The 17,764-nt window shown below is 60.9% G+C and carries 21 protein-coding genes; all 21 read right to left on the bottom strand.

Translation table 11 applies throughout. The features are described 5' to 3' along the window. Positions 1 to 57: 57 nt before the first annotated feature. Positions 58 to 1,554 carry a phage tail sheath subtilisin-like domain-containing protein gene (locus NE357_RS05875; RefSeq protein WP_169429096.1) on the bottom strand — a complete coding sequence of 499 codons (1,497 nt, stop codon included), beginning with the start codon at positions 1,552 to 1,554 and terminating at the stop codon, positions 58 to 60. After that, positions 1,554 to 1,733: a DUF2635 domain-containing protein gene (locus tag NE357_RS05870; RefSeq protein ID WP_169429095.1), complete on the bottom strand. Its 180-nt coding sequence runs from the start codon at positions 1,731 to 1,733 to the stop codon at positions 1,554 to 1,556. Before NE357_RS05870 ends, NE357_RS05875 begins: the two co-directional genes overlap by 1 nt. Further along, the gene (locus tag NE357_RS05865; protein ID WP_169429094.1) at positions 1,730 to 2,314 is read right to left on the bottom strand and encodes a phage tail terminator protein; all 585 of its coding nucleotides are present in this window, start codon (positions 2,312 to 2,314) and stop codon (positions 1,730 to 1,732) included. Before NE357_RS05865 ends, NE357_RS05870 begins: the two co-directional genes overlap by 4 nt. 64 nt (positions 2,315 to 2,378) lie before the next feature. After that, positions 2,379 to 3,407: a phage late control D family protein gene (locus NE357_RS05860; RefSeq protein WP_169429093.1), complete on the bottom strand. Its 1,029-nt coding sequence runs from the start codon at positions 3,405 to 3,407 to the stop codon at positions 2,379 to 2,381. Between the two features lie 9 nt (positions 3,408 to 3,416). Next, positions 3,417 to 3,629, bottom strand: a complete 213-nt coding sequence (locus tag NE357_RS05855) for a tail protein X (protein ID WP_007954888.1) — start codon at positions 3,627 to 3,629, stop codon at positions 3,417 to 3,419. Then, the gene (locus NE357_RS05850; RefSeq protein ID WP_085683333.1) at positions 3,622 to 4,005 is read right to left on the bottom strand and encodes a phage tail protein; all 384 of its coding nucleotides are present in this window, start codon (positions 4,003 to 4,005) and stop codon (positions 3,622 to 3,624) included. Before NE357_RS05850 ends, NE357_RS05855 begins: the two co-directional genes overlap by 8 nt. Further along, a complete protein-coding gene (locus NE357_RS05845; RefSeq protein WP_169429092.1) occupies positions 4,002 to 6,203 on the bottom strand; it encodes a phage tail tape measure protein in 2,202 nt (733 codons plus the stop codon). Before NE357_RS05845 ends, NE357_RS05850 begins: the two co-directional genes overlap by 4 nt. Before the next feature lie 128 nt (positions 6,204 to 6,331). Further along, positions 6,332 to 6,913: a phage tail assembly protein gene (locus tag NE357_RS05840; protein ID WP_169429091.1), complete on the bottom strand. Its 582-nt coding sequence runs from the start codon at positions 6,911 to 6,913 to the stop codon at positions 6,332 to 6,334. A gap of 195 nt (positions 6,914 to 7,108) precedes the next feature. Further along, positions 7,109 to 7,615 (bottom strand): phage major tail tube protein, encoded by a 507-nt coding sequence (locus NE357_RS05835; protein ID WP_169429090.1) that lies wholly within the window; start codon positions 7,613 to 7,615, stop codon positions 7,109 to 7,111. Continuing rightward, positions 7,615 to 8,781, bottom strand: a complete 1,167-nt coding sequence (locus NE357_RS05830; protein ID WP_064379034.1) for a hypothetical protein — start codon at positions 8,779 to 8,781, stop codon at positions 7,615 to 7,617. The genes NE357_RS05835 and NE357_RS05830 overlap by 1 nt, the downstream gene beginning before the upstream one ends. Positions 8,782 to 8,783: 2 nt before the next feature. Continuing rightward, entirely contained in the window at positions 8,784 to 8,969 is a 186-nt protein-coding gene (locus tag NE357_RS05825) for a hypothetical protein (protein ID WP_039771239.1), read from the bottom strand. 100 nt (positions 8,970 to 9,069) lie between these two features. Continuing rightward, positions 9,070 to 9,585: a DUF4376 domain-containing protein gene (locus NE357_RS05820; protein ID WP_169429089.1), complete on the bottom strand. Its 516-nt coding sequence runs from the start codon at positions 9,583 to 9,585 to the stop codon at positions 9,070 to 9,072. 9 nt (positions 9,586 to 9,594) lie between these two features. Then, positions 9,595 to 12,906: a phage tail protein gene (locus NE357_RS05815; RefSeq protein WP_249314380.1), complete on the bottom strand. Its 3,312-nt coding sequence runs from the start codon at positions 12,904 to 12,906 to the stop codon at positions 9,595 to 9,597. Continuing rightward, positions 12,907 to 13,542 carry a phage tail protein I gene (locus tag NE357_RS05810; protein ID WP_169429088.1) on the bottom strand — a complete coding sequence of 212 codons (636 nt, stop codon included), beginning with the start codon at positions 13,540 to 13,542 and terminating at the stop codon, positions 12,907 to 12,909. It lies immediately after the preceding gene. Further along, a complete protein-coding gene (locus NE357_RS05805) occupies positions 13,539 to 14,534 on the bottom strand; it encodes a baseplate J/gp47 family protein (protein WP_169429087.1) in 996 nt (331 codons plus the stop codon). Before NE357_RS05805 ends, NE357_RS05810 begins: the two co-directional genes overlap by 4 nt. Further along, entirely contained in the window at positions 14,531 to 14,863 is a 333-nt protein-coding gene (locus NE357_RS05800; RefSeq protein WP_169429086.1) for a phage baseplate protein, read from the bottom strand. Before NE357_RS05800 ends, NE357_RS05805 begins: the two co-directional genes overlap by 4 nt. A 14-nt stretch (positions 14,864 to 14,877) precedes the next feature. Next, positions 14,878 to 15,486 carry a phage baseplate assembly protein V gene (locus tag NE357_RS05795; protein WP_169429085.1) on the bottom strand — a complete coding sequence of 203 codons (609 nt, stop codon included), beginning with the start codon at positions 15,484 to 15,486 and terminating at the stop codon, positions 14,878 to 14,880. Positions 15,487 to 15,489: 3 nt separating this feature from the next. Next, positions 15,490 to 16,011: a hypothetical protein gene (locus NE357_RS05790; protein WP_169429084.1), complete on the bottom strand. Its 522-nt coding sequence runs from the start codon at positions 16,009 to 16,011 to the stop codon at positions 15,490 to 15,492. 73 nt (positions 16,012 to 16,084) lie between these two features. Then, the gene (locus NE357_RS05785; protein WP_108559842.1) at positions 16,085 to 16,423 is read right to left on the bottom strand and encodes a phage holin family protein; all 339 of its coding nucleotides are present in this window, start codon (positions 16,421 to 16,423) and stop codon (positions 16,085 to 16,087) included. Between the two features lie 94 nt (positions 16,424 to 16,517). Further along, positions 16,518 to 17,099, bottom strand: a complete 582-nt coding sequence (locus NE357_RS05780) for a DUF642 domain-containing protein (protein ID WP_169429083.1) — start codon at positions 17,097 to 17,099, stop codon at positions 16,518 to 16,520. Then, positions 17,096 to 17,290, bottom strand: coding sequence for a Com family DNA-binding transcriptional regulator (locus NE357_RS05775; RefSeq protein ID WP_169429082.1), 195 nt, complete (start codon positions 17,288 to 17,290; stop codon positions 17,096 to 17,098). Before NE357_RS05775 ends, NE357_RS05780 begins: the two co-directional genes overlap by 4 nt. Positions 17,291 to 17,764: the final 474 nt, after the last annotated feature.

The following is a 17,764-nucleotide window of genomic DNA, read 5'->3' as shown; positions in this document are numbered from 1 at the left end:
CCTTCAAATAAAAAGCCCACGCGAGGTGGGCTGAAATCACAGTGTCAAACGAGCCGATCAGGCGACGTCGTCGTACTGCAGACGGAACTGGTTGAGCAGTGCGAACACGCGCAGACCGTTGATGTAATCCGGCGGGAACAGCACGTTCACGCGGCTCGGGTCCTGCACGTCGCGCTCGACGATCAGGTGCTCGGCGAACAGCTCGGCGTTTTCCACGTGGCCTTCGAGTTCGAGCTTGGCGTACTGGGCGATCAGCTCACCGCGAATGGTCGCCGGGGTGACGATCGGCTGGCCGGCGCCGAAACGGGTGCCGTCGGAGGCCAGTTTGTGGCGACCGTATTTGCTGGTGATCACGCTTTGCAGGCGACGCACGATGAACGCCGACTGGTGCATGGTTTCGCTGTCCAGGTACGAGTTGTCGGCCTGGCCGTAAGCGTTCTTCTGGTAGGTCGTAATCGAGCGCTGGATACGCACGTAGCCGCCTTCGTAGTACGCGGTGGCGATGCCGTAGTTAAGCAGCGACTGACGCTCGGTCAGGGTGAAGCGTTCGCTGGCCGGGGCCGGATCGACGCCTGGCAGGCTGCCGCTCTGGGTCGGACGGCTGGCGTCAGCGGAGATGAACACCGCGGTGCGCGCAGCCAGTGCCGCAGCTTGTACCCACACCGGTTGCGGAACGCCCGGCTCCAGCGCCTGAATGGTCATGTGCTGGTCGTTGCGCGCCTGACCGGCCGCCACCAGAGTACCGACGGTGCCACGCTTGGCGCTGTAGACATGACCGAACAGTTGCTTGGCCCACGACCAGCGACCGGTGCTGTCATCCATCACCGCTTGCCAGGTGTTGAGGGTGGCCAGGTCGGACCACGGCAGTGTGATGAACTCGAACGGCTCGTCGCCCAGTGCCGCAACCGCTTCAACCTGGTCAGGCACACCGACGCCGCCGGTCATGGCGGTGATGGCGGTGGTCAGGCCAGCCGGGGTTTCTTCGCCGTTGCTCTTGCCCAGGCGATTGAATTGCAGGCTGATGTCGTTGCCGCTCTCGCCAGTCCATTTGGCGCTCAGAGTGACGACGCCTTCGGCGGCGGCTGCGCTCACCGGCAGATCGGCGGTGGCGTTGATTTTCTGTGCCAGGGCGGTGGCCGCCTGGGCAGCGGTGGCACCGTTGACCACGGTGGCCTGGACGCGAACGCCGCCGACATACAGGTTGAGCATGCCAGCCTGAGTCGCGGTGCCGGTCAGGGTCAGCACGCCTTTGGCGATGGCGCCGGTGGCGTTGTGCAGCGGCAGGCACCAGATCTCACCGATCGGGTCGGCCTTGCGGAAAGTCTCGTACATGGAAGCCAGCATCGAGCCCTGGCCGCCAATGCTCTTGGCCAGTGCCACGCTGGAGACCAGCACCAGTTTGCCGACTTCGCTCGGGGCGATGTTGTCGTTGACCTGCGCCACGATCAGGCGGCGCATGGACGAGGACGCGCTATTGGCGGCCGAGTTGTCCATTTCGGCATAGAACAGCGGTACACGGATGTCCGCAGGGATGTTGCTGAATCCGATCGCCATTATTTGGCTCCCTTTTGTTTGGTTGTAGCGGTTTTGAGGGTGATATCGCCGTCGGCCAGACGTCGGCGCCACCAGGCGCTGTCCAGCACTTCACGGCCTTCCAGTGGCAGCAGGTCGCCGGCTTCAGGGTCCGGCACGGCACGGCCGGCGGCCGGCACTACGGTGATGCGGTTGCTCATGGGGTTACGTCTCCAGAGAAAGTCATTTCCACGCGCCCGTCAGGGCCCGGGCGTTTCAGATTGGGGTCGGCCGGGTCGATCGCATCGACCCGCACGGTGACCCCGGTAAAGGACGACAAACCGTCCAGTTCGCGTTCGTGCCAACTCTCCGCAGGCTGACTTGGCAGATTGCGGCCCAGCTGGAACTCGGCAAAAAAGCGCAGCCGGTAGAACGCGCGGCTGCTGTTGATCGAGACCGTTTCGCCGCCGTCGTAAACGATGGCGCTGTCGTTGGAATCGGGTTTGAAACCCACCAGCGCACGCCACAGTTCGGCGCGCAGGTCGTGCAACAGATCCAGCGCTTTTGTGCCGTCCGTGGCATCGAGTGCCAGGATGATTTCGAAGCGGTCGCGGATCGGTTGGCTGGGGGAGTTCTGGGCGGTGCCGGCGCTGGCTACGTCAGCCAGCGGTAAAACATGGGCCGAGGGCATCGGCAGATTCGGGTCGCCTTGCAGCAGCGCCAGGTCGACACCTGTCGCGATATGGCCGGCAAGGCTTGGGCATTGCGCACGCAGCTGCGTGAGGATCGGGGAGATCTTCATGGGGAGCGTTCCAGGATGTGTGAGTGGCCACAGTGATGCGTGTGGCGGGTGAGACCGGGGGGGATCAGTCCTTGGCTTTTGCCTCGGGATCCCGGCCGTTTGCTTCAATCAGGCAGCGATAACTTTCTTCGGGCTTGCCGCTGGCAGTCACCTTTTCAATCGACCAGCGACCGCGCATGAAGTCCGGCCAGGAATCGTCGAGCACCAGCAGACCTTCGGCCGCCAGCAACGGATCGCCCGGACAGGTGACCTTCAGCTTGTATTTCTCGCGCAGCATCTTGCGTACTTCGGCCTCGCCGATGGCTTTGGCTTCTTCTTCGCTGGCCAGTTTCTGGCGCATGACCTTGTAGGGTTCGGACCCGGTGATCACCTCCCGCAGCTTGCCGAGCGCACTGTCCCAGAAGCTGGTCTTGCAACCCTGATTCTGGGTACGGGCGGTCTCTTCCAGCGTGGCGCTGATGAAGGCGTGATCGCCCGGCCGGTTGTTGTGGGTCACCGACAGCCTGACATCCGGTATCACCTGGCCCGACAGGTTTTTCAGTTGCGCCGGTTTCGCCAGTACGTAGAGGTCGTTGAACGGTTTGGCCACCGCGTCGTACTTTTTCGCCAGGCGTGTGATGAAGCTCATGTCGGTTTCGTTCGACTGGTCGACATGAGCGATCCTGATCAGCGCCAGTTCGGGATCCACGCGCGGCGAGAATCCGTGTCTCGAGACCAGCTCGCGAAACAGTCCGCCAAGGGTTGTAGGGCCATGACTGGCCGTGCGCCGTTCCTTGAATCCGGTGTCGTCCTTGCCGCTGAAAGGCGCGGCGGTCGCGACCAGCGTCAGGCGCAGCGGGAACAGCGTCGGTGTGAGTCGAGTCACCTTGAACTGGCCCTTTTCGACCAGTCCGGTCTCCAGATAGCCCACCCGCAGGCCGATTGTTCCGCCCAGGGTCGGCAAGCCTTCAAGGCCTTCCAGGTCGAGCACCAGCGTCAGTTGATCGGACTCCATACCGGCGGCATCGATGTGTTCCCAACTGATCAGGCGCTGATTAAGCAGAGCCGCGTTGGCGCCGTAGATTTCGATCGCCGGCGTAAATCCCTGTGCCATGCAGCCTCCTTAATCCCAGGCCAGAACCGGTTTGATCGCGGCGGGTTTCGAGTCGAGTTCCGGCAGCGTCACCCAGACACCCGCCGGCAGGATCGGGCCGTGCTCGGCCAGGGTCGGGTTGAGCGTCCACAGGGCTTCCTCGGCGCTGTCATCGCTGCGACCGGTCTCGCGGTACAGCAACAGATTCACCGAATCACCGGCCACGCTTCGTACCTTACGCATTGTTGAACTCCGACAATCCGATGACCCACTTGATCACCATCGCGGTGCCGTCATCGATGACCTCGCTCTGGTTTTCGTCGATGCTGTTGATCCGCCACAAACCCCAGTTGCGACCAATGCCGTCAATTAACGGCAGCGGTACTCTCAACGCTTGCAGCGCACGCAGTTCATCGAGCCGCTCCATCGCCACGGCGTACATCGAGGTGCCGGAGATGGTCAGGGTTTCAGGCTTCTGTCCTGTCTGATGGGACCTGGGTTTGCTGTTGAGAATCTGCAGGTCAGTCCAGCCCCCCTCGGATTTTCGCGACAGCGTGCTGTAGGCAAAATCCCGAGACAGGCCGAAGATGAAACTGCCCAGTGCCATTTGTTGTTTCATGTACCGGCTCCGTCAGTCAGGGCTGCATCACGACGCGTCCCGAGTGGGTTTGCGCCCATCAGCAGCGGCATGAATTGGCCATGGAATTGACCGGAAATCTGTTGCTCGATAATCGACTGAATCTGTTGGGCAGTATCGGGGGCAGGACAGGTGACCTGGATCGTCGGAGAGAAGGAAACCTGCTGGTTTTGCGTCTGTGCGCCAGCCAGGTCTTTGGCGACTTCGGCCGGCGGGGCGAGTTTGTCCGGCGCGCTGGACATGAGCTTCTCACCTAAAAAGCCTCCTCCCTCAGCGCCCAGCCATCCCCCGACCAGTCCACCAATCAAACCGCCAAGTGCAATGCCCGGCGCCAGCCCCACACTTCCTATGGAGGCGCCGATCGAGCTGCCGGCGACCGCACCGGCCCAGGCGCCACCAGCGGCACCGAGACCTTGCGCGATCTGCTGTTTGTCACCGCTGGCAATACCTGCGGCGACAGCCGAAGCACCAATCGCCGCCTTCGCCTGCCAAGGCATCCAGCGCGAGGCCGGCTGCACCGATGCGAGCACAGGCTCCAGCCCCGGGGCAGCAACCCTTGCAGTCTGTTCGAGTATTTTCAGACCGTTGCCAGCGCTGGCACTGCGACTGGCCAGAGCCAAGCCCTGAGTTTCAGCCACGGCCGTCGCAGAGGTTGCTGCAGACAAGCCGAGCTTTGAACGACCGGGAAGGTAACTGGCAGCTTTATCAACGATCCATTTGCCTCCCCGGTCTTTCAGTTCACCGACCACCGCATCGGTCACGGCGTCGAACACCGGTTTGATCCAGGCCGTCGCCGTCAGAACAGCACCCGTGGTTTTCGGGTAGGTTTCGGCCAAATCGCTCAGCGCGTCTATCGAATGGCTCTCACCGGTTTTTTCGATATCCGGCGCCAGTGCATTGCCTTTGGCGACCGACAAACGTTCCTCACGGGCATTCTTGATGTTCCACTGCCCCTGCTGAGTATCGGCAAGTGCCAGTGCGGACTGTCTTACCGAGCCTTTGTCACCCAGCTTCGATGTCGCGTATCGGCTTTTGTCGCTCACAAGGAAAAAGGCTTCATTCACCTTGCCCAGGTCCTGGGACAGCGACAACGCGGCCTCTCCACTGTCCGCGAACAAGGTCCGGGCTAATGTCGAGCGCTGTTCTACCGGTCTGGCATTCAGCGCTGCAAGCACTGATAGAACGGCGCCTTGGGCATTCTGTTTGTCAGGATCACGCATGGCTTCGGCCACTGCCTTGGGATCCAGACCCAACTGCTTCCAGGCACCTTTTTCGGCTATGGATGCTTGATCGCCCTTGCCCAGCGCACTGGAAATGTTCTTCAGCGCATTGCCAGCATCGTCTTTTTTCGCGCCGCTGTTAAGCAACGCTGCCGTCAACGCCGCAGCCTGTTCAGGCTGCAAGCCGGCGCTGATTGCCGCCTCGCCCGACTGCTGCAAGACAGTACCGATATCCGCTGTCTGCACATCTCCGGGCATTTTGCCGAGATGGTTGGCCGCATCCGCAAGATCAAGGGCTTGATCGCGCGAGAGCTTCATCGAGGTGCGCCAGACCTTCAACATTTCGCCGGCTTCCAGCCCCGAAACCTTGAATGCCGATGCAGTGATGGCCGCATCGCTGGCAAAGGTCAGCAACTCGTGCTTTCTGCCCTCCTCGTTCACCGCTTCGCTGCCGATTCCCGCCTTGGCTGCCAGGGTTTCAATCCTGACCAGTTCGACCCCGGTCGTACCTCCGGCAGCCACCAGGGTGGCACTGGCCATTTTCAGGCTCGTGAGCGCCATGTCTTTCCCGCCATCGCGGGAAAGCTGCGCCACACTGGCGAGAGTGGCCGCCGCCGAATCCATGGCCATCGCGGCCTTGCGCATCTCGGGAAGCTCAGCTCCCCCGGAGGATTTTTCCGGTGTTTTCTGTCCGCCGGACGACTCACTCCTGGCTCCGGCACTCACTGCCTGCGGCAACGCACGCAAGGCGGACAGTGTCACGCTCAATGCATCGATTGCCGTCGTCAGCAGCTCGATTTTACCGCTGGCCGTCATCAGTGCCTGACGCAGGCCGCTGGTCTGTTCCACGGCAAACTGCCCGGCTCCTGCGTTCAGCGCGGCAGTGCTCAGGGTGATACTGCCGAATCCTGCGCTTGTGCTGTCACCGGCATTCATGAGCGTATTTTTACTCTCTGCCATGCCGCTCTACTCCCTTTTCACGCCAAGGCGAGTGATCGCTATGTCGTAGCGGCGCAACGCCTTTTCGGCGTCCCACTCCAGAATTTCCGCCTCACTTACCGGGTAAATGAGCGGCACGATATCGAGGATTACTTCGATGTCGCGCTCTGAAAGAAGGCCGCCGGCTGGTTTAAAAAATCGTCGATGCGCACCTGCAATTGCGTCCAGTCCGGCACGCTCAACAGGGCCAGATCGGGGATCATCAGGCCGGTGCAATGGGCGGTGATGAACTCGGCGCGTTCCTTGGCCGTTTTCAGTTTCTTCATCACTTTGGTGGCCCGCAGCGCCGGCATTTCCAGGCTCAGCGAAGTCACGGTGCGGCCGGTGACGGCGAGCGGTTGCAGCAGTTGCACCTGATCGGGATCGTCGGATTTTTCCGCGTCTTCGACCTGGTCGAGAAAGTACGACGCCGGACGGGTCGACATCTCGTGCACGTATTGCGCGATGGTCACGTAGTCCGGACGCTTGAGCTGGTCGAGTTCCTTGACCGACAAGCCGGTGGCCAGCAGCGCCAGTTCGAAGAACTGATCGTCTTCATCGTCGCCAGCGCGTTCCAGCGCTTCTTTCTGGGCGGCGTAGAACAGCGGCTTGAGCTGAATCGATTCGATCTGCGAGCCGTCGTCACCGGTAATCGGCGACAACAGGTCATGCTTGGGTGGCATCCACGACATGTATGAATTCCTTGGTGATTCTTGAGGGGGTGTTGCTAAACATCGGCCAGTCACACTGGCCCAATGTGGGAGCGGGCTTGCTCGCGAAGGCGGCCTATCAGATGAATGTGTGGCGACTGTCACACCGCATTCGTCGGATCGCCACCCGGAGCAAGCCCGCTCCCACAGGGGCAAGTGCCTGGTTTGCTTACAGCGTTACGGCATCAGCACCGCACGACGGGCATCACCGAGGATGTCGACGCCGTTGAGCACGAACTTCTGGGTGCGCACGTCGATGTCGATCACCGGCACGCCGTTTTCCAGGCGGTTGTAGGTGCGGCAGGAGAACTCAAGAGTCGTCAGGGCTTTGCTACCCATTTTGATTGCTTCTTCACCCATGGTTTTGAGCTTGCCGCCAATGGTGTGATAGGTGAACCAGGTGTTGCCGTCCTGATCCTGACCGGCTTCACGCACGTTCAGCAGAATGTCGTCGCCCAGTTTCACGCCCATCGCCAGCAGCACTTCAGCGCCGGTGCCTTGCAGCTTGAGCGTGGCGTTCAGCGGCTTGGCGCTCTTGGCCATTTCCTCGACGATGAAGCGCCCGCCCGTCATGCTTTCCATGTCGAAGTCGATCTTCGGCGGAGTGAATTCCTCAACGGTCGCCGACAACGGCAGGCCTTGCAGGGTGGCCGCGATGGCCTGTCTTACGCGGTTGGTAAACATTAGAGAACGTCCTCCAGGAACTGCTCGATGATTTCATCGCGGGCGTTGAGTTGATAAACCATGTGTTCGTTCGGCGCGTAGCGGCCGTAGTCGATGACCACGTACCAGGTGCCGTTCTTGTACTTCTCGACGCTGTTGAGTTCCGGATGCAGATACACGCTGCCGCCGGGAATGGTTTCGTCGGCGACCAAGGTTTGCAGCCAGTCGTTGATGCGTTTGACTTCCTGATCCATGAACGACTTGGTCAGGTTCTTGGCCATGGCTTTCTGGCCGGCCTTCACCAGCTTGCGGCTGATGGCGTCCTCCAGACCGACGTAGCTGATGAACTTGCCGGTAATCGAGCGGTTGCCCAGCAGCGAGAAGCCGCCAAGGATGGTGCGGGCGTAGTAGCTGACGCCGTAGCGGTTGAGCAGATCGCCTTCGGTGGAGGTGTCGAGGATGTTGTACTCAACGACCCGCGACACGTCTTCGGCGTAGGTCACCTGGTTGCCCGGGCTTTCCCACTGTTTGACCTTGGCCAGCGCGGCAATCGCCAGGCTGGATGGCGCGAGGAAGACGTTTTTCTTCGCGGCTTTCGAGTACACGGCCGGCATGTTGTGCACCACCAGGCAACGGTCGAAACCCAGATCCGCACCGCCCAGTTCCTGGCTGTACAGCACCTGATCGGCGACCGAGACATCCTTGCCGTCCAGCACCACACGGGCCTTGATGCGCTTGCCGAACGAGGCGAACTCGCTGGCCACCGCTTTAGTGCCGGTGAAGCCCGGCGCGCCGATGATGGTCAGGTCTTCCGGGACGCTGCCCAGTGCGGCCAGACCGAGCTTGCGGCCGGTGGCCGGTTCAACACCGCCGATCACCGCATTGACGGTATCGGCCGGGGTCGCGCCTGCTTCGACGATCACTACGTACACCGGCACCTTGACCACTTTGAGGATCTGGTAAACGGCGTGGTACAGGGTGCCCTCTTCCGAACCGGTCGGATCCAGCAGCGCGTGGGTGGTGAAGCTGTTGATGCGAAACGGTGCGTTGCGCGGAATCAGCGGATCGGCTTTCGGCGCGGTGCCGACCAGACCGATAACGTTGTCGCCCAAGCCACCCATGGCCTCGGGGGATTCGGTGGCATTGACGGTAATGCCGTTGTGCTCGAAGTTCAGAACCTCAGCCATAGTCAGTCAGCCTTCTTGGCAGCGGCCTTCACGGCCTTGGTGGTAGGTGTTTTCAGCTCCAGTCGACCGGCGCTGTGCAGCGCACTGGCCTCGACATCGAGCAGATCGAGTTCCTGGCCGACGCTCGACCAGTGCCCACCGCCGGTGGGGAATGGAACGAGCACGGTGTAGGTTTGGCGGGTTGCCATTTTTCGTTTCTCCATAAACGGGAAAGCCCCTCGTTGGGAGGGGCTTGGCGGGTGTTGAATGTGTTGGGCGGACAAGAAAATGCCCCGGGGTGCGGGGCGTTTATTCGAGATCTGCGGTATCGGTCGACGATGAATCCGGCCAGCCCTCGGCCAGCATTTCGTCGTGGTACTCGCCTGCCTCGATTGCGCGTAACAACGTCAGCTCGCGGTCAAAACAGGCCTGTACGTGCGCCCGCACGGCTTTCGCAATTTCGATGATTTGCGCAGCGCCAATCTCGACGAACCCCTTCGCTGTTTTGAAATTGCAGCGGTATTCGGGATCGAGAATGGCTGAAAGCCCCGTGCTTGCGATCAGCGCCTGGCTGACGCGAGTTGTCTCAATCAGAAGCTCACCGACCGACACGCCAGAGGCTTCCCGGCGGAATCGCTCGGCAGCGATGACGTCTTCTTTTGAGACCGGGGCATTTCCGGTTTTTGAAGCGATGTAGGCCAGATAGCGGACATCGTCTTCCGTAACGACGCCCTGGTTCGGCCAATACGCCTCATCTTGCGGCTCTGCAAAAACCGCCGTCACGGCAAGCTGGTGCTCGTCCGTAAATTGGACATAGATGCTCATAGGTCAGCCTTAAAATGTATATGCCGAGATGTTGATGCTAAAGGTTGCGATACCCGCAGACGCCGACAGGGTGTGATACAGCGTCTGAGGACTCGTCAGCGGCAGAAGCGGAAAAGGACTTTGAGGGCCACCGTTTGCAGCGCCAGAGGGATTGCAAGCGAACTGTACGTTGCCCACACCATTTTCGCCGCCCAAGGCTGCATAGGTATTGACACCAGCCGTGGCGTTGGAAAGCCCAATGTAGCCTTGACATTGCTTTGCATTCATCGGAACAGCAGAAGCCACCGAGAACGGCGCAAAGCTGGACCTGCCGCCCTGTGTCGACAACACTTCCTTGCCATTACCGGAGAACATTCGGTTTTCCTGATAACCATTCGGGAACTGGCCGCTGGCGTTCGTTGGCCACACCCCGATCAGCGCCGAGTAGGTGTAACCCGCTGGTGGAGCCGACCCACCGTACATAACAGGCGCCACAGCCGACGTGCAGTTCCACGCCATCACGCCCTGAGCTTCGGTTACCGGGTTGTAAAAGGCATAGAGGGCCACATAGCCATTGACTGGCGCAGCCCCTGCATCCATGGCCCCGAGGCCCTTGGCTGCCGACGCCAGATCAACCAACTGGCTGAAGTTTCGCAGGGTGCGCGTCTTGCCATTGGCATTGCCGACAACAACCTCCGCCACCTTGATCGTTCCGGACGACGACGCGACCGAAATCTGCATCTTGTCGCCACGCATGCTCCCAACAAGTGGGCCATTGCTGGAGGCGGTTTCAACGGCCGCTGCGAGTGCGGCTATATCGATCGTTCCCTGGTTGACCGGCGCGTTCCAGGCTTTGATGCACCACATGACGCTGATGTTTCGTGGGCGAGTGCCAACAAGGTTGCCACGCTCAAACATCAACGGTGTGTCTAAAAAGGACTTCCCAGGGTTGTCAGCCGTGCTGACGGTAATGCCGGTTCCCGGATACATGGCCTTGTTGACCACGTCGCCACCAACGTATGAATGAGCATTTTCGGTAAGGGTCGGACCCAGCGTGAATGCAACTGTGGTGTCTTGCAGCGCCTTGAGATCAGGAGTTGTCGCGTCAGTCGCCAAAAGCGTTGCCTTCTGGAAACTTCCCAGCTCCCGTCCAGCGTCCACACCTCGTCCATGATCCCAACCTCGCAGGAACTCACCGCGAGACTCTGGCAGGCGGAAATTGCCCGCGCCTTCGTCCCCTTTGTTGAACTTTGTTCCGAGATACGCCGCCAGATCCGGGTAGGTCGCAATGCTCTGCACGCTGCCATCCAGCTCCAGATAACCGGCAGGCACGACCCCCATTGGAAACGACAGAACAGCACCCACCGGAACAGACGATTTCAGCTGCGAGACTTCCTTGGCCAGTGCAGCCACATCGATGCTTCCCTGATTGATCGGCGCGTTCCAGGCCTTGATGCACCACATGACGGCGAGGTTGCGTGGTCGCGCCTCGCTGCCTCCCGACGTGTTCATGTAGCTGGCGAAGTTGGAACTGCCTGTCTGCGTTCCATTGTCGGCAACGATACCCGCGGCGTTGGCGCCACCGGTATTGCCGAAAACGGGAATCCGGGTGTAGGTGTGGGCGTGAGCCTTGTTGTCATCCGCCTGCCAGCTACCGAGCCCGCGACCTATATCGATCCCGCGACCATGATCCCAGCCACGCAGGAATTCTCCGCGAGACTCCGGCAAACGGAAATTACCGGTGCCCTCATCGCCCTTGTTGAATTTTGTGCTCAGGTACGCCGCCAGATCCGGATAGGTCGCAATGCTCTGCACGCTGCCATCCAGCTCAAGAAAGCCGGGCGGTACGATCCCCGTTGGAAACGCCATGACAGCACCCACCGGAACGGCCGACCCCAGCCGGGAGACTTCCTTGACCAATGCTGCTACGTCGATGTTTCCCTGATTGACCGGGGCGTTCCAGGCTTTGATGCACCACATGACGGCGATGTTGCGTGGACGCGCCTCTGAACCGCCCGCCGAGGAAGTAGTGACATTGGAACTCTGAAAGTCACGCCCTGGACCAGCCGCCAAATGACCATACGAGTAAATCGTACCAACGGCTGTATGCGTATGTGCCTTGTTGTCATCAGCCTGCCAACTGCCAATGCCACGCCCGGCATCCACCCCACGCCCATGATCCCAACCCCGCAAGAATTCCCCACGCGCCTCAGGCAACCGGAAATTCCCGACACCCTCATCCCCCTTGTTGAACTTGCCACCCAGATAGGCGCTCAAGTCAGGGTAGGTCGCGCTGCTCTTGACGCTGTTGTCCAGCTCCAGAAAACCCGGTGGCGGTGTATCGACAGGGAACGCCACAATCGATCCCACCGGCAACGCAGAAGCCTTGGCAATCAGCGCCTCGACTTCAGCCTTGGTGTACGAATCTTTGATGCCAAACCCGGACAACGTGTCGGGATTCGAGCCGGCCGTCGCGCGGCCGTATTCGTCGACGCTCAGACTCTTGTAAGTCCCGGCGGCAATCCCGGTGCGCCCTGCCAGCATCTTGAATGTCAGCGCGGTTGTGCCAAGAGTGATCGGCGCGTTGGTGGTCAGGTGCCACAGCGAATCGCCGTTGAGCGTACCCTCCTCCACCATCACCGTCAGGCCCGGTGTGACCTTGGCGCTGACGTTGGCATCGTTGGCCCGAACCCAGTCGCCGTTGGCGACGATCCACAGGCCGTTGTCCTTGGCCAGGGTCTGATTCGGCAGCAGCACACGGTCGCCGGCGATCACCGCCACGCCGTCGATCTGCTGCGCGCCGTTCAACACCACGTTGGCGGTGGCGGCGACGCGAGCCGACTGTTTGCCGTCGAGTTTGCCGAGTTCTTCGGCGAGGTAGCTCATGACCCACGCCCGAGTGGCCTTGACCACCGTGTCATCGATCAGCAGCGTCACCAGTGAGGCATTGCTGGTCTCGAAAATCGAGCGGATGTAGAACTCTTTGCCCGAGCCTGAAGTGGCCAGCACCGGTTTGAACGACTCCGGGTATTTGACGATGGCGTAGAGAATGCCGGTGTCGGTCCAAAGGCCGGCTTCACGCACGTACCAGCCGCCGACGTCCGGCGGGATGGTGACTTCGGCGAGCAGCCAGCTCGGATTCTTCTCGTCCTGGAACAACGCATTGAGCGGTCCGCGCCAGACTTCGCGTTTGAGCGCGGTGGCGGTCGCGGCCGGGTTGTAGACCGCGCCGCCGCCGTCGCCGACGGAAATCTGCGTCAACTTGATCGGTACGCCCGCTGCCTTGCAGGCGGTTTCGTAGGCAATCCCTGCATTGGTGAGCAGGGTGTAATAGTCAGCCATTCAGGCCCCCTGAGGATAAATAGTGGATGTTTCGACGGTGTACAGCGCAGCCGCCATGAAGGCCTCGCCAGATGTCTCGAGCCCTTCGAGGAACACCGGATAAACCGTGGTCAACTCACCGCAGAAGGTCGCGGCGCCGATGACGTGTTTGCCGAAGGCGCTAAGCCCTACCGACACCGACAGCACGTCCCGTTCGCTCTTGGCATCGGCCAGGCGTCGGTCGAGACGGGCGTCGATTTCTTCGCTGTAGGGTTGTTCGCTGAAGGCCCGCACGGAAAAGCTGTAGGGTTCGCCGGGCGGTGTCTGTTCATACCAGGCGCGGACTTCAGGCCTGAGTTGCAAGCCCTTGGCAGCGTTTTCCAGTGCCTTGTGGGTGCCGGCCTGACGCGCGGTTGGCCAGGCCAGTTCGACGGTCAGGCGCTTCTCGGCTTCCGGTGCGTCGGTGCTCCATTCGGCCACGCCGCGATCCGCTGCGAGATACGGCAGGAACGCGAGGGGTGTCGAGCTCGGGTTCATCAGTTCGGGGAACGGCGGCGCGATGCGGTCGAGCAAAGCGCCGAGGCCGATGTCGAGTGCCCGTTCCAGCGCCGAGCTATTGGCCGGCAGCAGGGTCGGTCGCGGTGTCTGATCGGTCATAGCGTCTGCACCTCGACTTCGACCGCCGTGCAGTACGGTGCTTGAAACGCGCTGCACACGATCGGTGTCAGCGGTTCAAGAATCCGCAATTGCACGGCGCCGGCGCTGTGCAGCGTGTAGTCGATCCAGCTCGGGTCGATCCGGCCTTCCAGGCGATGGCAGCTGTCGGCGTAGGCTTGCAGATGTTGCTCGGCGGCGACTTTGGTCAGGCCCGAATCGGGGCCGGAATTGATCTTTGCCACGACGCGGATTTTGTAGCGCTGAATCTCGGCGCCTTTGACCGTGACCTTGTCGGTTTCCGGACAGACATCGGGCCGGGCGAAGTGCTGGCGCACGCCGTCGAGCAGTGCGGCGGACGGTGTGCCGTCGGCGTCGCGGGACAGCACCGTCACCTGCACTTCACCGGGGGCCGTGCGGCGGCCATTGCCATCCTTGACCTGCGCAGCGAGGCCGTCCGGGGCAAAGGTGTAGGTGACGTTGACGACGCCGGCATCGGTGGATTCGACTTTCACCGCCGGCCGTTCGCCGAGGGTGAACACCTCGCGGCGATACTGCATCCGCGACCCCGCCGCCGGCGCATGGGGCGCCAGGTAATAACGCAACCGGGCATCATCGTCGCTCTCGTAAATCGCCGGCACCGGCGGAAACGCTGCCGGGTCGCCCGGGTCGAGCAACTGCCGCTCCAACCCCATGTCCGCGAGCCGCGCATCAAGGTTGCTGCCGGTGGCCCACCACGCCAGCATTTGCTTGATGCGAGCGTTGTATTTGCGTTCGTGGCTTTGCAAGCGAACGCAAAACGCTTCGAGCGCCATCGTCAGCAATTCGCTTTCGTTGTCCAGGCTGGTCTTGAGTTTCGCAGCGCTCTGCGGCGAGCGGGTACCGACGTATTCCAGGACGAAGGTCTTGAACTCGGCCAGCAGATCCTCGAAGGCCTCGACCTTGATCAAAGAGGGTTCGGCCAGTTGGTTCTGGCCCGGGATCAACATGCTCATGTCACGACCTCGAAAGTCTGTTGGCGGTTTTTCCAGGTGCCGGCGAAACGCAGCAGCAGACCGGCGCCCTGACGCGTGGCGACGATCACGCCTGGCTGGAAATCTCCGATGCCGTTCTGCGCGTTGTAGAAAGCCTGCGCAGCGTGACTCTGGGCCAGAAGCAGAACGTCATCGCCCAGGTTTTGCCCCAACAGCGTGGGGATCAACGAACCATAAAGGGGCCTTTTTTGCCGGGTGCCCAGCGGCGTGGTCAGGGCCCGGGTCGCGCGCTGCACGAATTGCAGCCAGTCGTCGACCGTGGCCCCGGTGTCTCTATCGATTCCGATCATGGGAAGCTCTTGATTCAGGGGCTGATGACGCGACCCTGGTGATCCACCAACGGGCCGCTGAAGTGCACGCCCGAGGCGTCGATGGTCAGGCCGACCGCGCCCAGCTGCAGGTTGATCGCTTGCGCTGTCATCGCCAGCCGCGCCGGGCCGATGCTCAGTTCAAGCGATTCTCGGGAGCCGTTGAAGGCGGCCGGACCGTTTTGCCAATGCAGCGTGTGAGTGGCGTCGTCGTAGCCGCTTTCGCTGCCGTCCTGATGGACGCGACGGGTCAACGTCGGCACCGTCGAGGTCGGTGGAAAACGGTCACTGTTCAGGCCGAACAACGCCACGCTTTGCGCGCCGCTTTCGCCGCTGCCGTAGTTGAACAGCAGGCATTGTTCGCCCACCGTCGGGATCCGCGACTCGCTCTGCGCGCCGGCGCTGGGGTTGAAGAACTTGATGGCCGGGGTGAGCAATCCACCGTGGCTGACCTTGCAGGTGTTGCTCGCCGCATCGACCTCCTGACAGATGCCGATGCGGCAATAACTCTCGGCGCGTCGGTGCAGGTCTTCGATCTCGGCCTCCATTTCCGCCAGGCGTTCGATGATCGGGCCCAGTTGCATACGCAGTAATGCGTCGAACATCGGTCAGGCCTCCAGCGTGGTGTATTGGTCGGGATCGTCGATGTCGCTGACTTCCCAGGTGCGGGCGAATTTCGGTGTGCCGAGCGGGTCGTCCAGCAGGGTCGGACCCAGGTACAGGGTCTGATTGAAGGTCAGTGTCCAGGCCTTGTTGGGCTGATCGGCGCGAATCGCCAGTGACGGCAGCCCATCGATATTCATCGGCAGATCGCATTGATCGCCGGGCAGGCCCCAACGATTGTCGGTGATCAGGTTTTTCAGGGCGGCGATCAGGTCACAGGCAGCGAACGCCGTGGCGGAAAGCGCCGGGATGACTTGCAGTGACAGCGTCAGCACATGGGCGATACGCCCGTTGGCAGCGCGTTCTCCTGGTGCATTGCGTTCGATGTCGATCAGCACCCAGGCCTTGTCGCCGGGGGCCGTGAAGTCATCCTGACTGCCGACCTGCACGTTCAGGTCGGCGTTGTTGCGCAAGGCTGTCGCCATTGCCGTGAACAGTTGCGACGGCTGCCGGATCGGTGTAGGCATGCATGACCTCCTTTTCGAATGTCCACGCGCAGTCCCACCGCACAGCGTGCAGCGAGACAGGAAAGTGAAAGGGTTACTGCGGATCGCGCGGGGGAACTTCGCAGACGCCAATGCGCTTGGCGGCCCAGCGTTCGTACAGACCGATGGCCACGTCGGCACCGGCCATGGCCGTCAGGCAGCCAAACGCGCCAGCAGCCCAGATCGACATGCCGGCGGCGTACAGCAGCATGATCGCCGAGACGCCGCAGATCATGCAGGCGCCGGAGCGCAGGGCGAGCCGCCGAAGCAGTGGCCAGCCACGGGCGCCCTCCTTGTCGGCGCGCCACATTTCGCCGGACACCCCGCCCACGACGGCAAGGAGGATGACCAGCCAGATCGGCATGTCAGCCAACGCTTGTTGCTCGGTTGTCATGTCACGCCTCCTTGAAAGTTTGATGTGTGATGTATTTTGGTTTCAAACGATGTCTCTGAAAGCGGGCACTCAAGGAGTGCCCGCAGGCTATCCCTTAAAGAGGTACTACGCTGACCTTGTCAATGAACGCGAAATGAGCATTGGGATTCTGCTCGTTCCAGAAGCTCAGGGTCGTTTGCGAAGTAGTGGCGGTGAAGTCCAGACTTCTGGTTTCCCATACGGTTGCATCACCTGTCGCCACAGGCGTGTCGAAGCTTGTGGTTTGTCCGGCTATCTTGACGTTGATGACACCATTGCCGGTGCGATTCACATACTTCGAGTTACCGGCGCTAAAAGTCAGGCGATACTTTGCGCCCACGACGGTGTTGATGTTTTGCTGAATTCCGCCGCCGTTTTCGTAAACATAGTTGGCAAGATCAACGGCCATTGCGCCATCGGCAGCAACCGAACTGCCGATGGCGGCGCGGACGTTCATGTACTCGACACCGGACAGGAACGTTGTCCAGCCGCTGATGAAGTCAGCCTGAGCGGGTGTATTCAAGATGCAGTCGTTAGCGCAACCGGGGGTTTCAAAGCTTCCATTGACGACCAGTTCGGCCGCAAAGGCGGAACCGCTGGCAGCCAGCAGCGTCAGGGACAACAGCATCGAACCCAGATGAGTTTTGATCGATTTCATTTTTTACCTATAGAGTCGGATAGTCTTGTGCACTTGATTGTGCTCATGTCGCTCACAGGCGATCGCTCGAGACTCGTGGCCTTCACATGATTCAATGTTCCGCAGCGGGAACATTTGATCTGGAGTTCTGTGTACTCACCCACCCGGGCGAGCAGTCGTTTGCAATAGCCGCAACGGCAGTCTTTCAGCATCTGCAAATCCTTTTGATTCTCCGCCTGACTGCGTTTATGCCGTGAAGCTTCGGTGAAGCGGCCTGCGTCAGGTAGGCATTCCAAAAAGCCCGGCAGTCCGCCGGGCTTTTCAGTAATGCGCTCCTTCGCCTTCCTTCAATCCTGTGTACGTGTGAAGGAAGCTGACTTTTCGGCGCTACTGGCGCGGTACGAGTCCATTCAAATTGTTTTTCCGACCGCGGTCCCTGCCCGCCGGATAACTGCTTCTGGTGCTTTACGCTGCACACCCGGGTCAGTTGCCAACCCTCTGAACCGTTGAGGCCGGTTCATCGCTGCCTGTTCTTGTGGAACTAAAGAGCTGTTGTTGCCAGCCGCTTTGTCGAGCGGCTTGGTGGCAAGAATATGCATGGATGCATATACAGTCAATGCGTAAATGCATTTATTTATGCATGAGAAATGCGCGGATGCATGAAACCCCCGCCAATCAAGGGTTGT

Source organism: Pseudomonas sp. G7(2022) (genome assembly GCF_052660475.1).
This window is presented reverse-complemented; position numbering and strand designations above follow the sequence as displayed.

Coding starts and splice junctions, on each gene's coding strand:
- NE357_RS05875 (WP_169429096.1), bottom strand. CDS start 1,554: ATGGCGATCGGATTCAGCAACATCCCTGCGGACATCCGTGTACCGCTG.
- NE357_RS05870 (WP_169429095.1), bottom strand. CDS start 1,733: ATGAGCAACCGCATCACCGTAGTGCCGGCCGCCGGCCGTGCCGTGCCG.
- NE357_RS05865 (WP_169429094.1), bottom strand. CDS start 2,314: ATGAAGATCTCCCCGATCCTCACGCAGCTGCGTGCGCAATGCCCAAGC.
- NE357_RS05860 (WP_169429093.1), bottom strand. CDS start 3,407: ATGGCACAGGGATTTACGCCGGCGATCGAAATCTACGGCGCCAACGCG.
- NE357_RS05855 (WP_007954888.1), bottom strand. CDS start 3,629: ATGCGTAAGGTACGAAGCGTGGCCGGTGATTCGGTGAATCTGTTGCTG.
- NE357_RS05850 (WP_085683333.1), bottom strand. CDS start 4,005: ATGAAACAACAAATGGCACTGGGCAGTTTCATCTTCGGCCTGTCTCGG.
- NE357_RS05845 (WP_169429092.1), bottom strand. CDS start 6,203: ATGGCAGAGAGTAAAAATACGCTCATGAATGCCGGTGACAGCACAAGC.
- NE357_RS05840 (WP_169429091.1), bottom strand. CDS start 6,913: ATGTCGTGGATGCCACCCAAGCATGACCTGTTGTCGCCGATTACCGGT.
- NE357_RS05835 (WP_169429090.1), bottom strand. CDS start 7,615: ATGTTTACCAACCGCGTAAGACAGGCCATCGCGGCCACCCTGCAAGGC.
- NE357_RS05830 (WP_064379034.1), bottom strand. CDS start 8,781: ATGGCTGAGGTTCTGAACTTCGAGCACAACGGCATTACCGTCAATGCC.
- NE357_RS05825 (WP_039771239.1), bottom strand. CDS start 8,969: ATGGCAACCCGCCAAACCTACACCGTGCTCGTTCCATTCCCCACCGGC.
- NE357_RS05820 (WP_169429089.1), bottom strand. CDS start 9,585: ATGAGCATCTATGTCCAATTTACGGACGAGCACCAGCTTGCCGTGACG.
- NE357_RS05815 (WP_249314380.1), bottom strand. CDS start 12,906: ATGGCTGACTATTACACCCTGCTCACCAATGCAGGGATTGCCTACGAA.
- NE357_RS05810 (WP_169429088.1), bottom strand. CDS start 13,542: ATGACCGATCAGACACCGCGACCGACCCTGCTGCCGGCCAATAGCTCG.
- NE357_RS05805 (WP_169429087.1), bottom strand. CDS start 14,534: ATGAGCATGTTGATCCCGGGCCAGAACCAACTGGCCGAACCCTCTTTG.
- NE357_RS05800 (WP_169429086.1), bottom strand. CDS start 14,863: ATGATCGGAATCGATAGAGACACCGGGGCCACGGTCGACGACTGGCTG.
- NE357_RS05795 (WP_169429085.1), bottom strand. CDS start 15,486: ATGTTCGACGCATTACTGCGTATGCAACTGGGCCCGATCATCGAACGC.
- NE357_RS05790 (WP_169429084.1), bottom strand. CDS start 16,011: ATGCCTACACCGATCCGGCAGCCGTCGCAACTGTTCACGGCAATGGCG.
- NE357_RS05785 (WP_108559842.1), bottom strand. CDS start 16,423: ATGACAACCGAGCAACAAGCGTTGGCTGACATGCCGATCTGGCTGGTC.
- NE357_RS05780 (WP_169429083.1), bottom strand. CDS start 17,099: ATGAAATCGATCAAAACTCATCTGGGTTCGATGCTGTTGTCCCTGACG.
- NE357_RS05775 (WP_169429082.1), bottom strand. CDS start 17,290: ATGCTGAAAGACTGCCGTTGCGGCTATTGCAAACGACTGCTCGCCCGG.